Raw genomic sequence first — 14,890 nt, 5'->3', positions numbered from 1 at the left:
CTCCCTTGGGTCTTATTCTTCGTCTTCCAGGCCGGCGTCCGCCGCTTCGAACGCTTTCAAGCGTCCGCGCAAGCGTACCGTGGCCTGGCCGTGGATCTGGCAGACGCGCGACTCGCTGACACCGAGCACCGCGCCGATTTCCTTCAAGTTCAATTCCTGTTCGTAGTACAGCGACAGCACCAGCTGCTCGCGTTCGGGCAGCTGCGCGATCGCCTTGCCCAGTTCGCGCCCGAACTCGCTGCGCTCCAGCATCTGCTGCGGATTGGGGCCGCCCTTGGCGATGGTGTCCAGTTCGCCGTGGTCCTCGACCCGCGATTCCAGGCTCAGCACCTGGCCGCGCGCGGCATCTTCCATCAATCGCAGGTATTCGGGAAGCGGCATGTCCATCGCCGCGGCCACTTCGTTGGCGGCGGCGGCGCGGCCGGTGCTCTGTTCGATCTTGCGCACCGCCGAGGCGGCGTCGCGGGCGCGGCGGTGGACCGAGCGCGGTACCCAGTCGCCGCGGCGGATCTCGTCGATCATCGAGCCGCGGATGCGGATCGAGGCGTAGGTCTCGAACGAGGCGCCCTGGTCGGCGTCGTAGCTGCGCGAGGCCTCGATCAGGCCGATCATGCCGGCCTGGATCAGGTCGTCGATCTCGACGCTGGCCGGCAGCCGCGCCGCCAGGTGGTGGGCGATGCGCCGCACCAGGTCCGAATGCTGGGCGATGTAGTCGTTGGCGCTGTTGCGCTGCACGGCGCGGTAGTGGGCGGCGGCGTTCATGCGGCGACCCCCCGCTGGATGATCCGTTCGACGAAGAACTCGACGTTGCCGCGCGGCACGGTCGGCGCCTGCCAGCGCGAGGTGCGGCGGGCGATCTCGGCGATCGCCTGCGCCGACGGGCTGGACGGGTAGGCCTTGACCACCGGCTGCTGGCGCTGCACCGCCAGGCGCAGCCAGTCGTCCTGCGGCACGCAGCCCAGGTAGTTCAGCGACACGTCGCCGAGGAACTTCTCGCACACCCGGCTCAGCTTGTCGTACAGCAGGCGGCCTTCGTTGAGGTCGCGGACCATGTTGGCGACGATCTGCACCCGGTCCACGCCGCGTTCGCGCGACAGCACCTTGATCAGCGCGTAGGCGTCGGTGATCGAGGCCGGCTCGTCGCAGACCACCACCACCGCGTCCTGCGCGGCCTGGCAGAAGGTCAGCACGCTGTCGGTGATGCCGGCGGCGGTGTCGATGATCATCACGTCCAGCTCGCGCTTGAGCTCGGAGAACACGTTGACCAGGCCCACGTGCTGGGCCGGCGGCAACTCGGCCATGTGCCGGCGACCGGAGGCGGCGGGCACCACCATCAGCCCGTTGGGCATGTCGATCAGCACCTCTTCCAGGGTGCAGCGCCCGGCGACCAGGTCGGCCAGGGTGAACTTGGGGGTCAGCCCGAGCAGCACGTCGACGTTGGCCAGGCCGAGGTCGGCGTCCAGCAGCAGGGTGCGCTTGCCCATGTCGGCCAGCGCCATGGACAGGTTGACCGAGATGTTGGTCTTGCCGACGCCGCCCTTGCCGCCGGTCACGGCGATCGTGCGCACCGGGCCGAGCGGTTCGCTGCGCGTTGCCGACAGGGGGAAGGCATTGGTCAGATTGGCGTAATCACGCGACGGCATGGTTCTGCTCCGGAGTACAGGGCTTATCGGCAGCGCGCCGCAAATCTTCAAGGCGCAATACCAGGCTGGCGGCGTTGGCGCGGTGCAGGTCGTCCGGCACGCGCTGACCATCGGTCACCCAGGTGATGGGAAGCCGGTGGTCCGCGACCACCGACAGGGCACTGCCAAACCGCCCGGTTTCATCCAGCTTGGTCAAGATCACCCCCTGCGGATCGGCGCCGGCGAACCGGCGCACCACCTCGTCCAGGTCGGAGAAATGCGCGTTGGCAGGGAGTACTAGCAAGGACCGGACCACTCGCGAGGCGCGCAGCCAGTGCAGCTGTGCGGCCAGGGCGCGGTCGCGCTGGCCCATGCCGGCGGTGTCGATCAGCACCAGCTTGTAGTCGCGCAGGCGCTCCAGCAGCTGCTGCAGGGCGGCGTCGCTGTCGGCCTCGTGCACGGCGATGCCGAGCTGGCGGCCGTAGCTGTGCAGCTGTTCGCGGCCGCCGACGCGGATGGTGTCGGTGGTGACCAGGGCCACGTCGCGGGCGGCGTGGCGCTGCAGGAAGCGCGAGGCCAGCTTGGCGATGGTGGTGGTCTTGCCGGCGCCGGTGGGGCCGATCAAGGCGATCACGCCGCCTTCCTCGATCGGGTCCAGCGGGGCGATCGGCAGGCGCTTGGACAGCAGCCCCAGCATCAGCCCGCGGCCGCGGTGCAGCTCCAGGTCGGCGGGGATCTGCATCACCACGTCGCGGGTGAGGCCGCTGTCGAAGCCGTAGTCGTCCATCAGCTCCAGCGCCTGGGCGCGCACCGGCGAGCCGCGCAGGCGTTCGTCGGTGAGCCGGTTCATCTCGCGCTCGATCATCTGCCGCATCAGCGCCAGTTCGTCGCGCAGCTGAGTCAATTGTTCGTCGTTCTGCACGCCGGGGAAGCTGGCCACCGGCGCCAGCGTCGGCGGCGCCGGGATCCCGGCGCTGGCCGCAGGCGCCGCGGCCGGCAGCGGCACCACGTTCGCGGCGCCCGGCGTAGCGGCCGGGGTCAGCGACACGGCGGCGATGTCCTCGAGCCAGGCCGGCACGTCGGCGGCGATCGCGGCGGCGCTGGCAGCGGCGGCCGGGGCGGCGAACGGGCTGGGCATCGGCACGCTGATCGGTGCGTTGCGGAACACGTCCTCGGGAATGCGGAATTCGGCGAAGGGGGCGGCTGGCTGGGCCGGGGCAGGGGCCCGCGGCGCGGCGGCTGGGCGGCTCGGCGCCGGCGCGGTGCCGGCGGGCATCGCCGAAGCGGCGATCGCGGCGGGCTGGGTCAGCGGCCGCGCCGGCGCGGCCTGCGCCACGCTCGCGCTGCTGCCGGCGGCGGCCATGGCGGCGGCCGGGGCGCGGCGTTCGCTGATCGCGGCCATCATCGCCATCGCCGGATTGGCGGCGGCCTTGGCCGCACGCGGCGCCGGATTGGCGGCCGACACCTGCAGCCGCGGTGCCGCCTCTTCCGGACGCGCCGCGTCCAGCGCCTGCTGCACCAGGGCTTCATCGTAGTTGCTGGCGGCGACGATCTCGATGCCCTCGTCGGTGCGCCGGTTGGACAGGATCACCGCATCCGGACCGTGCTCGTCGCGGACCATGCGGAACGCGGTGCGCATGTCGGGGGCTACGAAGCGTTTGATCTTCATGGGTGTACCTTCGGAGCGGGACTCGGGACGCGGGACTCGGGACTCGGCAACAGCAAGGGCTTGGAGGCCGCACCTTGCGGTGGCGTTTGGATGTGGATGTGTTTGCGAGAATTCATTTGTCTATTCCGATTCCTGACCGTTGCGCTTCCGAGTCCCGAGTCCCTAGTCCCGGGTCCCGGCTTCAACTAATCGTTCCCACCAGCTTCAGCCGCTTGTCTTCCGGTACCTCGCTGTAGGACAGCACCGACAGCGAGGGGACGCTGTGGCGGACCAACCGGGCCAGCGCGGCGCGGACCTGCGCCGGGACCAGCACCACGGCCGGTTCGTTGCGCGCTTCCTGCTTGCTGACGCATTCGGCCAGGCTCTGGTGCAGTCGCTCGGCCAGGCCGGGTTCCAGCGCGGCACCGTTGCCCTGGGTAGAGTCCTGCAAGACACGTTCCAATTGCGGGGCCAGGGTGAACACCGGCAGCTCCGCCGACATTCCGGCGATTTCCTGCACGATGAAGCGGCCCAGCGCATTGCGCACCGCCGCGGTCAACGCGCCGGGTTCCTGACTCTGCGGGGCGTGCTCGACCAGCGCCTCGACGATCTTGCGCAGCTGCCGCACCGGGATCTTCTCGATCAGCAGGTTCTGCAGCACGCGCACCACCACCGACAGCGGCAGCGCCTTGGGGGTGAGGTCCTCGACCAGCTTCGGCGCGCTCTTGGCCAGCGTGGCCAGCAACTGCTGCACCTCCTCGTGGCCGAGCAGTTCCGGGGCATGCTCGCGGATCAGGTGCGACAGGTGGGTAGCGATCACGGTGGCCGGGTCGACCACGGTGTAGCCCATGGTCTCGGCCTGGGCGCGCTGGTGCGGCTGGATCCAGATCGCGTCCAGGCCGAACGCGGGGTCCTTGCCGGCGATGCCGTCGATCTTGCCCAGCGCGCCGCCCGGGTCCAGCGCCAGTTCGCGATCGGGGTGGATGTCGGCGGTGGCCACCGGCACCCCGTGCACCAGCAGGCGATAGGCGTTGGCCGGCAGCTCCAGGTTGTCGCGGATGTGTACTGGCGGTATCAGGAAGCCGATGTCCTGGGTCAGCTTGCGGCGCACGCCCTTGATCCGCGCCATCAGTTCGCCGCCCTGGGCCTTGTCCACCAGCGGGATCAGCCGGTAGCCGACCTCCAGGCCCAGCGGATCGATCGGGCGCAGTTCGTCCCAGCCCAGTTCGGCGTTGGCCTGCGCGCCGGCGCTGGCCGCCTGCTGCGCCGGATCCGGCTTGGCTTCTTCCGGCAGCAGGCTGCGCTTCCACATCTTCCAGGCCAGCAGGCCCAGGATCAGCGCCAGCGTCAAGAAAGCGACGTTGGGCATGCCCGGGACCAGCCCGACCAGGCCCAGGATCGCCGCGGCCACCGCCAGCGCTTTGTGCTGGCCGAACACCTGGCCCATCATCGAGGCGCCCATGTCCTGCGAGCGCGAGGCGCGGGTGACCAGCATCGCCACCGCCGAGGACACCAGCAGCGCCGGCAGCTGCGCCACCAGGCCGTCGCCGATCGACAGCAGGGTGTAGGTGGACGCGGCCTGCGCCACCGGCATCCCGTGCTGCAGGACGCCGACCGCCATGCCGCCGATCAGGTTGATGAACAGGATCAGGATGCCGGCGATGGCGTCGCCGCGGATGAACTTGCTGGCGCCGTCCATCGAGCCGTAGAAGTCGGCTTCCTCGCGGACTTCCTCGCGCCGGGCCTTGGCTTCCTCGCGGGTCAGCAGGCCGGCGTTGAGGTCGGCGTCGATCGCCATCTGCTTGCCGGGCATGGCGTCGAGGATGAAGCGCGCGGTCACTTCCGACACGCGCCCGGCGCCCTTGGTGATGACCACGAAGTTGATGATGGTCAGGATCGCGAACACCACGATGCCGACCGCGTAGTTGCCGCCGATCACGAACTCGCCGAACGCCTCGATGACCTTGCCGGCGGCGCCGTGGCCGTCCTGGCCGTTGATCAGGATCACGCGGGTGGAGGCCACGTTCAGCGCCAGGCGCAGCATCGTGGTCATCAGCAGCACGATCGGGAAGATGCTGAACTCCAGCGGCCGCTTCACGTAGACCACCGCCAGCAGCACCATCAGCGAGATCGCGATGTTGAAGGTGAACAGCGCATCCAGCACCGGCGCGGCCAGCGGCACCACCACCATCGCCAGCATCGCCATCACGATCACCGGCGCGCCGAGGCCGTGCTTGATCATGTCCATCATCTTGCGCGTGTTCATTTGCGCGGCGGGCTGGCTCACGGCTTGCTCCCCGGGCCGAATTCATCGACCTCCAGCGGCGGCAACGGCGGCATCGGCCCGCTGCGCCAGGAGCGCAACTGGTAGACGTAGGAAAGGATCTGGGCCACCGCCGAATACAGTCTCACGGGAATTTCCTTGCCGAGTTGCCCTTCCCGATACAAGGCGCGTGCCAAAGGTGGCGCAGACACCACTGCGACGCGGTGCTGCTCGCCGATCTCGCGGATGCGGAAGGCCAGTTCGTCCACGCCCTTGGCGACCACGGTCGGGGCGCGCATGCGGCCGCTCTCGTATTTCAGCGCCACCGCGTAGTGGGTGGGGTTGACCACCACCACGTCGGCGCTGGGCACCGCTTCCATCATCCGCCGCTGCGACAGCTGCATCTGCATCTGTCGGATGCGGCCCTTGACCTCCGGGCTGCCCTCGCTCTCCTTCATTTCCCGGCGCACTTCGTCGCGGGTCATCTTCAGTTTGCGGGTGTAGTTCCACTTCTGGTACGGCGCGTCGATCGCGGCCAGCAGCGCCAGCGCGCCGGCGGTATACAGCAGCAGGCGCAGGGTGAAGCCCAGGCCGTCGCCGATGGCGGTTTCCAGCGGTTGCCGCATCAGGCTGCGCAGGCCGGCCACGTTGTGCCAGATGCACAGGCCGGCGGCGCCGCCGACGAAGCCCATGCGCAACATCGACTTGAACAGTTCGGCCAGGCTTTCCGGGCCGTACAGCCGGGTCAGCCCGGCCATCGGGTTGAGCCGGTCCAACTTGGGGATCAGCGCCGCCCCGGAGAAGCGCAGGCTGCCCATCAGGATCGGCGCGACGAAGCCGGCGGCCACGCAGATGCCGACCAGCGGCAGGGTCACCCACAGCAGCCCCAGCAGCAGTTCGCCGAAGTGGCCGAACAACGCGCCCGGATTGCCGTACAGGCCCGGATCCGGGCGCAGCGCGCCCTTCATCCAGGTTACCGCGCCGGCCGCCAGCGAGCCGGACATGCCCATCAGGGCGAAGATGCCGGCACTGAACACCGCCGCCGTGGCCAGCTCGCGCGAGTGCGGGATATTGCCCTGCTCGCGCGCCTCGCGCAGGCGTTTTTCGGTCGGTTGTTCGGTTTTTTCGGTGCCTTCTTCGTTTTCGGACATGACGGTGAGGCGCGCCGGGCAGGGGATTCAACCCAGCCTCCTGCAAGGACCGTACCGTGCGCTTGGGGGACGGTCGGCGGCGCGCCGCCGTCTCGGGACAGAATCCTAGTCCTGTTGCAGTTCGACCCGGTTGCGGCCCAGATGCTTGGCCCGGTACAGCGCCTCGTCGGCGCGCGCCAGCAGCTGCTGCATGCTCTCGCCCGGCCGGTACCAGGCCACGCCGATCGAGGCGGTGACCGCCAGGCGCTGCTTGCCGACCCGCAGCGGCTGCCCGGCGACCGCCATGCGCAGGTTCTGCAGCCGCTCGTCGGACGGGACCGGCAGCCCAGGCAGCACGCCCAGCAATTCCTCGCCGCCGTAGCGGCCGATCAGGTCCGAGCCGCGCAGATTGGCGTTCAGGCGCTGCGCCACCTTGATCAGCACCGCGTCGCCGATCAGGTGGCCGTGCTCGTCGTTGATGTGCTTGAAGTGGTCCAGATCGATCATCGCCACCGCCAGCGGCCGGTCCTCGCTCTGGCTGCGGCGCATCTGCGCGGCCAGCGCATCGAGGATGCCGGCGCGGTTGAGCAGGCCGGTCAGCGAGTCGTGCGAAGCCTTCACCGCCAGCGCGGCGCGGGCGATCTCCAGTTCGCGCTTGTCGTGTTCCAGTTCCTGGGTGCGCAGCGCGACCAGGTCGGCCAGTTCGCGCTGGCGCTGGCGCAGGCGGCCCTCGCGCCAATGCAGCGCGCCGATCGCCAGGCCGCCGCCGAGCAGCGCGTACAGCACCAGCATCGGCTGGCTGCGCCACCACACCGGCGCCACCGAGAACGCCACCCGCACCGGCGCCGAGGCGCTGCGCCGGTAGGCGTCGAGCAACTGAATTTCGAAGGTGTAGTCGCCCGGCGGCAGCGGCGGATGCTCGATCTCCAAGTTGGGCGTGGCGATCCAGCGCGTGTGCGCGCCGTCGAAGCGATAGCGGAACGAGACCTGGTTGCGGTCGTCGTACAGGTCCGGCGATCCGACCTCGATGTGCAGCGGCTCCTCGTTCCAGGGCAGGCGCGCGCCGGCGGCGATCGCGTGGCCGCCGCGGCTGAATTCGCTCAGCGTCAAGCGCGGGGCGCCGGCCTGGAACAGGCGTGGCGGGGTTAGGATGTGGCTGACGCCCTTGCTGGTGCCGATCCACACCGAGCCGTCGTTGTCCTCGAAGAACGCCGATTCGGAGATGTCGTCCCACAGCAGCCCTTGCGACTGGGTCAGGCGCGACCAGCGGCGCCCGTCGTAGACATCCACGCCCTGGTTGTGGCCGATCCACACCCAGCCGTTGCGGGTGCGCCGCAGCAGGTAGATCTGCAGGTCGCGCTGCTGCAGGTCGGCGCTCTGCTGCAGCTGCAGGGTGTCGCCGTCGAGCCGGCCTTGCCACACGCCCGGGTCGTAGAGCGCGGCCCAGACCTGGCCGTCTTCCTGGATCAGCAGCTTGCTGACCCACGGCTGCGCCGGCTTGCCGTCCAGCAGCAGCCGGATCGGGGTCCAGGTGTTGCCGCTCAGCCGGAACACGCCGGCCGCGCCGGCCAGCCACAGGCTGCCGTCGCGGCGCTGCTGGATGTCCGAATACTCGCCGCCGGGCAGCGCCCGCACCCGCTGCGGCAGCTCGTCCGATTGCGGCCGCGCCAGCAGGTACAGGCCATCGGCGGCGAGGATCCACATCCGGCCGCTGGCGTCCAGAAACAGACGCCGGATCGAATCGCCCAGGCGCGGGTAGGTGCGCAGCAAGCGGCCCTGGCGGTCGTGGTGGCGCAGTTCGCCCAGCGAGCCCAGGCTCCACAGCGATCCGTCCGCCGCGATCTGCAGGCTGATGACCTGCTGCCCGGCGTCCGCCAGCCAGGGGTGGAAGCGTTCGTCGGCACGGCGCTGGCGGTTGATGCCGGCTTCGTTGCCGATCAGCAGCGCACCAGCGCCGTTGCGCAGGATGCTCCAGGTCGGTGCGGTGCTCATGCCCTGCGAGACGTCCCAGTTCTCGATCCAGCCGTAGCCGTTCCAACGCACCACGCCTTCGCCATCCATCGCCATCCACAGGTCGCCGGCGTGGTCGAACAGCAGCACCACGATGCCGCCGTCGGGCAGGCCGTTGCTGCGGCCGAAGCTGCGCCAGTGGCCGCGCTCCCAGCGCGCCAGGCCCTGGCCGGTGCGGATCAGCACGCGCCCTTGCGGATCGAGCAGGATCTGCGCCTGGCCGACCACCTGGCGCAGGCCGCCGTCGGGCGGGGGGCGGGCGACGAAACGCTCGCTCCCTGCCGGCAATTGCATCACGTGGCGGTCGCCGCGCAGCCACAGCGCCCCGTCGCGATCGCGCACGACATGGCGCCAGCGATCGGGCGGCAGGCCCTGCGCCTGGCCGTAGACGGTGACCGATCCATCGGCGGCGACCCGGCACAGCTCCTGATCGCAGCCCAGCCATAGAGTGTCGGCTTCGCTCTGCGCCGCACCGAGCTTGCCGAGCTGCGGCAGCCGCGCCAGCGTCGCTGCGTCGAACAGCGGCTGCAGCTGCCAGCGCCCGTCGCTGCCGGCCACCGCGCGCAGCGCCTGCTGGCCGTTGAGCAGCACCGTGCCCCAGCGCGTGCTGGCCAGGTGCAGCTTGTTCTTGTGCAGCGGCCCGGTTTCCTGCGCGCTCAGCCGGCGCAACTGGGTGCCGTCGTCGACGTAGAGCCGGTCGAAGGTGGCCACCCACAGCCGGTGCTCGGCGTCCTCGGTCGCGGCGCTGATGAAATGGCCGCGCTGCCCTTGCAGCGGCACCTGTTCGAAGCGATGGCCATTGAAGCGATACAGCCCGCTCTCGGTACACACCCACAGGCTGCCGTTGCCGGTCTGCAGCAGGCAGGTGTCGGCCAGGCCGAGCAGGCCCTGGTCGTGGGCGTAGCGGCGCAACGGAATCGACTGCGCGCGGGCGACGTCGCCCAACGCCAGGCCCAGGCCCAGCCATGGCAGCAGGACCCGCAGGAAGGGCCGCAGCCAGTGTCGGCGCATGCGCATGCCGTGCCCCTCAGCCGCTGCAGGCGCCGCGGCAGTCATCGACGGGGGCTGGCAGGGAATCCGACATCGTGTGCGGCACCAGGCAAGAAGTGGAGAAGGACAGCGACCGTTGCTGTGCCGCATTCGCAGCGGCCGGTGGCCATGGCGCGGCGCGCGGCGCGCAGCTCGATGTCGGTTATCGGCCGCGCCGCGGCTGGGCTTGAGCCGGCGCCGTTCAGGGCGGGACGGTGGCTCCCGGGGCCGGATCCAGGTGCAATTCGATCCGGTTGCGGCCGCCATGCTTGGCCCGGTACAGCGCGTCGTCGGCGCGGCTGAGCAATTGTTGCACCGACTCGCCCGTGCGGTACCAGGCCACACCGATCGAGGCGGTGACCTCGAGCAAGCCGGCATCGGTCAGGAACGGGGTGGCGCCGATCACCCGGTGCAGGGCCAGCAACCGGTTCTGCGCCGGCGGCAGCAGGCCCGGCAGCACCGCCAGCAGTTCCTCGCCGCCATAGCGGCCGATCAGGTCGGCACCGCGCAGGTTCGCGTTCATGCGCCGCCCGACCCGCGCCAGGACTGCATCGCCGATCAGGTGGCCATGCTGGTCGTTGATCTGCTTGAAGTGGTCCAGATCGATCATCGCCACCGCCAATGCGCTGCCGTCGTGCTGGCACTGCTGGATCTGCGCGGCCAGCCCGTCGAGGATGCCGACACGGTTGAGCAGGCCGGTGAGGTCGTCGCGGACCGACTTCAGCGCCAGCGCGGCGCGTGCCTGCTCCAGTTCGCGCTTGTCGTGCTCCAGCTCCTGGGTGCGCTCGGCGACCAGGCGCGCCAGGGTGCGCTCGCGCTCCAGCAACTGTTTCACCCGCCAGCGCCAGACCATGGTCACCAGTAGCGCCGCGGCCAGCATGTACACCATCCACGCCAGCGGGCTGCGCCACCACGGCGGCATGATCGAAAATTCCAGGCGTACCAGGTTGCTGCGTGTGCGCTGGTGCTCGTCCAGCGCCTGTACTTCCAGCGTGTAGCGTCCGGGCAACAGCAGGGTGTAGCTGAGATGCGACTGCTGGGTGCTGGCCCATTGCTCCTGCAGCCCCTTGAGGCGGTAGCGGAAGCCGATGGTGTCGCTGCCGCCGACCGCGCCGGGGGCCGAGAAGGCGAACTCGATCGGCTGCTGCGACCACGGCAACTGCGCGCCGGCGGTGACCGCTTTGCCGGCGCGGGTGGCGCGCAGCAACCGCAGGCGCAGTGGCCGCGCGGCGAACAGCCGCGTCGGACCCAGGATCTGGCTGACGCCCTTGCTGTTGCCGATCCACACCGAGCCGTCGGCGTCCTCGAAGAACGCCGATTCGGAGGTGTCGTCCCACAGCAGTCCGTCGGCCTGGGTGACCCGGATCCAGCGTCCGTCCGACCACAGGTCCAGGCCCTGGCTGCTGCCGACCCACAGCCGCTGCTGGCGGTCCTGGCGCAGCACATAGGGCACGATCCGCGACAGCAGCGGGTCCTCGATCTTGCGCAGGTACAAGGTGGCGCTGCGCGACTCGAAGCGCCCGCGCCAGACGCCGACATCGTCGAACGTCAGCCAGGCCTCGTCGTTGGCGTTGATGGTGAACTTGTCCAGTTCCGCATCCGGCAGCGCGACGCCGCGCAGGCGGATCGACTGCCAGCCCTGCGCCTGGCGCAGGTACAGGCCGTTCTGGCCGACCAGCCAGAAGCGGCGGCGCGCATCGTAGCCGCCGCCGACGAACTGGTCGCGCGGCAGGTGGTGCGCCGGCTGCGCGCTGTGTTCGCCCGGCGGCAGCAGGAACAGGCCACGGGTGGTCAACAGCCACAGCGTACGGGCGTCGTCGAAGAACATCCATTTCAGCGCCGACGGCACCCTGGTTCTCTCCAGCATGCGGCCGCTGCCCCGATCCAGTTGCAGTACCCGCCCGGACGACTGGCCCAACCACAGGGTGCCGTCGGCATCGTCGACCAGTTGCACCGTCTGCCGCAGCGCCTGCCCGTCGCGGTCGGTCAGCGGGCGCATGCGTCCGCTGTCGGCGTCGAGCACGTTGGCGCCCATTTCGCTGCCGACGTACAGGCGGCCGTCGCCGCGGCTGCGCAGGATCGACCAGGTCGGCGCGGTCGCCAGCCCTTGCGGTTCTTCCCAATGCTGGATCAGCCCATAGCCCAGCCAGCGCTGCACGCCGCGGCCGCGGGTGCCCATCCACAGGCGGCCTTGGCGATCGCTGAGCATGGGGGAAATGTTGGGCGCCAGCGCGCCCAACCCCTGCGCGCGCTCGAACGCGCGCCAATGCCCGCCTTCCCAGCGCAGCAGGCCGGTGTCGCTGCGGGTCAGTACCCGGCCGGCGGCGTCCTCGACCAGATTGATGCCCACCGCCATGGTGGAAAAGCTACTGTCCGGCGGCGGCGGACGTTCGGCGAAGCCCGCCGCGCCGGCCGGCCAGGCCAGCACGTGGTGGACGCCGCGCGCCCACAGTGTGCCGGTGCGGTCGCGCAGCAGCGCCAGCCAGATGTCGTCGGGAACGCCGTCAGCGCGGCCGAGCCGGTGCAAGCGGCCTTGCGCATCCAGCCGGCATAGCTGGTGGCCGCAGCCCAGCCACAGTGCCGCGCCGATCGCGGTGACGCTGGAGATCTCGGCCAGCGGCGCGCCGTCTGCCGTGCGCAGCGGTGCGACCTGCCAGCGTCCAGCGGTGCCTGCGGCGATCCGCAGCGGCTGTTTGTCGCTGAGCGCGACGATGGCGTCGCCGAACGCCGCCAGCGATTGCCCCTGGTCGATCCGCAGGCGCCGCCCGTTGGCGCCGGGAACGGCGGCGAAGCGGCGTCCGTCGCCCACGTACAGCGCATTGGAAGCGCCCACCCACATGCGTTGCCGGCGATCCTCGGCAATCGCATAGACCAGCGGACTGCCGATGCCGGCATCGGCGCCGACCTGTTCGAAGCGTTCGCGCTCGTAGCGGTGCAGGCCCAGTTCGGTGCAGGCCCAGACCACGCCGTGCCGGTCGGCATACAGGCAATTGATGCTCAGGCCCTGCAGGCCGTCGGCCTGCGCGTAGTCGCGGAAACTGTATTCCTGCGCCAGGGCGGCGCCGACCCAGGCGCATAGCGCGAGCAGGGCGGCGAGCCGCCATGCACTGCCGCGCGACGGAGAGGGCGACGGCGGCGGGTGGCTGATCGGCACGGTGATGACTGGCGTCCCCGTAAGGCGCTGCGCGGCGGTGAGTGCTGCACTTGCAACACCGTTGGAAAGCGTATCGGCGCAGTCGCACGGGGCTTGAATCGCTCAAGACCTGCTCGCGCGCCTGCCGACGTATCTTAGGCGGTGACCTGCCGGGCGGCGTGGAAGGCGGCATCGAACAGGCGCTGCACCGGCGGGCCCATCTCACCGACCAGCACCGCCAGCAGCGCCAGGCCGATCACCACCGCTACCGGCAGGCCGAGCTGGATCGGGTTCAGCGCCGGCGCGGCCTTGGCCAGCGCACCGAACGCCAGGTTCACCGCCAGCATCGCCACCATCACCGGCAGCGCCAGGGTCACCGCGCCGCGCATCATGCCCATGAAGAAATCCGGCGCCACCGAGGCCATCGCCTGCGCATCCGGCAGCGCGTTGCCGATCGGCAGCGCCTTGTAGCTGTCCACCAGCAGCTGTACCACGGCCAGGTGGCCGTTGGCGGTGAAGAACAGCAGGCCGAAGGCCAGGTAGAACCATTGCCCGATCACCCCGGAGGTGACCCCGCGCAACGGATCGGCCATCTGCGCGAAGCCCAGGCCGGTGCTCTGCGAGACCAGTTCGCCGGCCAGCGCGCCGGCCTCGAAGATCAGCCGCAGCATGAAGCCCATGCTCGCGCCGACCGCCAGTTCGCGCGCCACGCTCAGCACCACCGCGGCATCGAAGCCGTTCCAGTCGGGCACCGGCGGCAGCAGCGGCGCCAGCGCCATCGCCAGCGTCGCCGCCAGCATCACCCGCACCCGCGCCGGCACCGCGCGGGTGCCGACCAGCGGCATCGCCATCAGCATCGCGCCGATGCGCAGCATGGTCCACAGGATCGCCCCGACCATCGCGAAGGCCTGCTGGCCGTCGATGACCATTTGCGTTGCCGAATCCATCGCCGTCGGGCTCCTGTCCCGCTAGCCGATCAGATGCGGAATGCGCTGGAACAGCATGGTGGTGTACTCGACCAGGTGCGCCAGCAGCATGCTGCCGGTGGCGAACAGCATCGCGGTCAGGGTGATGACCTTGGCGATGAAGGCGATGGTCGGTTCGTTGAGCTGGGTGGCGGCCTGGAACACGCCGATCACCACGCCCACCACCAGCATCGACAGCAGCAACGGGCCGGCCACCCACAACACGGTGATCAGGCCGCCGCGCAATTCGGTCAGGGCCAATTCGGGACTCATCGGCTCAGACTCCGTTGAAGCTGGCGGCGAGGGTGCCGACGGTCAGCACCCAGCCGTCGACCAGCACGAACAGCAGGATCTTGAACGGCGCCGAGACCAGCATCGGCGACATCATCATCATGCCCATCGACATCAGCACGCTGGCCACCACCAGGTCGATGATCACGAACGGGATGAAGATCAGGAAGCCGATCTCGAACGCGGTCTTCAGCTCCGAGGTCACGAACGAGGCCACCAGCACCGGGAACGGGATCGCGTCGGGGCCGCTGTAGGTGCCGTTGCCGGCCATGCCGGCGAAGGTCATCAGGTCGGCCTCGCGGATCTGCGCCAGCATGAACGCGCGCAGCGGCTGGGTGGTCAGGGTCCAGGCGGTCTGGAAGTCGAGCTGGCCGTTGAGGTAGGGGCTCATGCCCTGGCCCCAGGCCTTTTCCCACACCGGCATCATCACCAGCGCGGTCAGGAACAGCGCCAGGCCCATCAGCACCTGGTTGGACGGGGTCTGCCCGGTGCCCATCGCCTGGCGCAGCAGGCCTAGCACGATGGTGATGCGGGTGAACGCGGTCAGCACCAGCAGCATCGACGGCAGCAGGGTGATCGCGGTCATCAGCAGCAGGGTCTGCAGCGGCAGGCTCACCGGCTGCGCACCGACCTTGCCGACGTTCACTTCCGGCAGCGAGGGCAGGGTCGGGGCGGCGTTCTGCGCGGCCGGCGCCGTCGGCGCGGCCTGGGCCCAGCCCAGCGCCGGCAGCAGGCTCAGCGTCAGCAGGATCAGCAGCAGGCGCAGGCCGCGCGCATGACGGTTCCAACGAGGCAACAT

General features: G+C 70.0%; 10 protein-coding genes. All 10 read right to left on the bottom strand.

Translation table 11 applies throughout. The features are described from left to right. Window positions 1–12 precede the first annotated feature (12 nt). Entirely contained in the window at window positions 13–762 is a 750-nt protein-coding gene (locus NRY95_11805; GenBank protein UYC14440.1) for an RNA polymerase sigma factor FliA, read from the bottom strand. Further along, the gene (locus NRY95_11800; protein UYC14439.1) at window positions 759–1,643 is read right to left on the bottom strand and encodes a P-loop NTPase; all 885 of its coding nucleotides are present in this window, start codon (window positions 1,641–1,643) and stop codon (window positions 759–761) included. Before NRY95_11800 ends, NRY95_11805 begins: the two co-directional genes overlap by 4 nt. Beyond that, complete coding sequence (flhF, locus tag NRY95_11795; protein ID UYC14438.1) at window positions 1,630–3,291, bottom strand: flagellar biosynthesis protein FlhF; 1,662 nt, start codon at window positions 3,289–3,291, stop codon at window positions 1,630–1,632. Before flhF ends, NRY95_11800 begins: the two co-directional genes overlap by 14 nt. A 181-nt stretch (window positions 3,292–3,472) precedes the next feature. After that, the gene (gene flhA, locus NRY95_11790) at window positions 3,473–5,536 is read right to left on the bottom strand and encodes a flagellar biosynthesis protein FlhA (protein ID UYC18572.1); all 2,064 of its coding nucleotides are present in this window, start codon (window positions 5,534–5,536) and stop codon (window positions 3,473–3,475) included. Window positions 5,537–5,553: 17 nt separating this feature from the next. Continuing rightward, window positions 5,554–6,684, bottom strand: a complete 1,131-nt coding sequence (gene flhB, locus NRY95_11785) for a flagellar biosynthesis protein FlhB (GenBank protein ID UYC14437.1) — start codon at window positions 6,682–6,684, stop codon at window positions 5,554–5,556. A gap of 105 nt (window positions 6,685–6,789) precedes the next feature. Beyond that, window positions 6,790–9,684 (bottom strand): diguanylate cyclase, encoded by a 2,895-nt coding sequence (locus tag NRY95_11780; protein ID UYC14436.1) that lies wholly within the window; start codon window positions 9,682–9,684, stop codon window positions 6,790–6,792. 220 nt (window positions 9,685–9,904) lie between these two features. Continuing rightward, window positions 9,905–12,856 (bottom strand): diguanylate cyclase, encoded by a 2,952-nt coding sequence (locus NRY95_11775; GenBank protein ID UYC14435.1) that lies wholly within the window; start codon window positions 12,854–12,856, stop codon window positions 9,905–9,907. Window positions 12,857–12,990: 134 nt separating this feature from the next. Further along, window positions 12,991–13,782, bottom strand: coding sequence for a flagellar biosynthetic protein FliR (fliR, locus tag NRY95_11770; GenBank protein UYC14434.1), 792 nt, complete (start codon window positions 13,780–13,782; stop codon window positions 12,991–12,993). 21 nt (window positions 13,783–13,803) lie between these two features. Then, entirely contained in the window at window positions 13,804–14,073 is a 270-nt protein-coding gene (locus NRY95_11765) for a flagellar biosynthetic protein FliQ (protein UYC14433.1), read from the bottom strand. 4 nt (window positions 14,074–14,077) lie between these two features. Continuing rightward, the gene (gene fliP, locus NRY95_11760; GenBank protein ID UYC14432.1) at window positions 14,078–14,890 is read right to left on the bottom strand and encodes a flagellar type III secretion system pore protein FliP; all 813 of its coding nucleotides are present in this window, start codon (window positions 14,888–14,890) and stop codon (window positions 14,078–14,080) included.

The sequence above is a fragment of the Xanthomonas campestris pv. phormiicola genome (assembly GCA_025666215.1).
Lineage (GTDB): Bacteria > Pseudomonadota > Gammaproteobacteria > Xanthomonadales > Xanthomonadaceae > Xanthomonas_A > Xanthomonas_A campestris_A.
Note: the sequence above shows the minus strand (reverse complement) of the source record. Positions and strands in the feature narration are given on the sequence as shown.

Bases quoted from the DNA above. Each gene is read 5' to 3' on its own strand.
- NRY95_11805 (UYC14440.1), bottom strand. From the start codon at position 762: ATGAACGCCGCCGCCCACTACCGCGCCGTGCAGCGCAACAGCGCCAAC.
- NRY95_11800 (UYC14439.1), bottom strand. From the start codon at position 1,643: ATGCCGTCGCGTGATTACGCCAATCTGACCAATGCCTTCCCCCTGTCG.
- flhF (UYC14438.1), bottom strand. From the start codon at position 3,291: ATGAAGATCAAACGCTTCGTAGCCCCCGACATGCGCACCGCGTTCCGC.
- flhA (UYC18572.1), bottom strand. From the start codon at position 5,536: ATGAACACGCGCAAGATGATGGACATGATCAAGCACGGCCTCGGCGCG.
- flhB (UYC14437.1), bottom strand. From the start codon at position 6,684: ATGTCCGAAAACGAAGAAGGCACCGAAAAAACCGAACAACCGACCGAA.
- NRY95_11780 (UYC14436.1), bottom strand. From the start codon at position 9,684: ATGCGCCGACACTGGCTGCGGCCCTTCCTGCGGGTCCTGCTGCCATGG.
- fliR (UYC14434.1), bottom strand. From the start codon at position 13,782: ATGGATTCGGCAACGCAAATGGTCATCGACGGCCAGCAGGCCTTCGCG.
- NRY95_11765 (UYC14433.1), bottom strand. From the start codon at position 14,073: ATGAGTCCCGAATTGGCCCTGACCGAATTGCGCGGCGGCCTGATCACC.
- fliP (UYC14432.1), bottom strand. From the start codon at position 14,890: ATGTTGCCTCGTTGGAACCGTCATGCGCGCGGCCTGCGCCTGCTGCTG.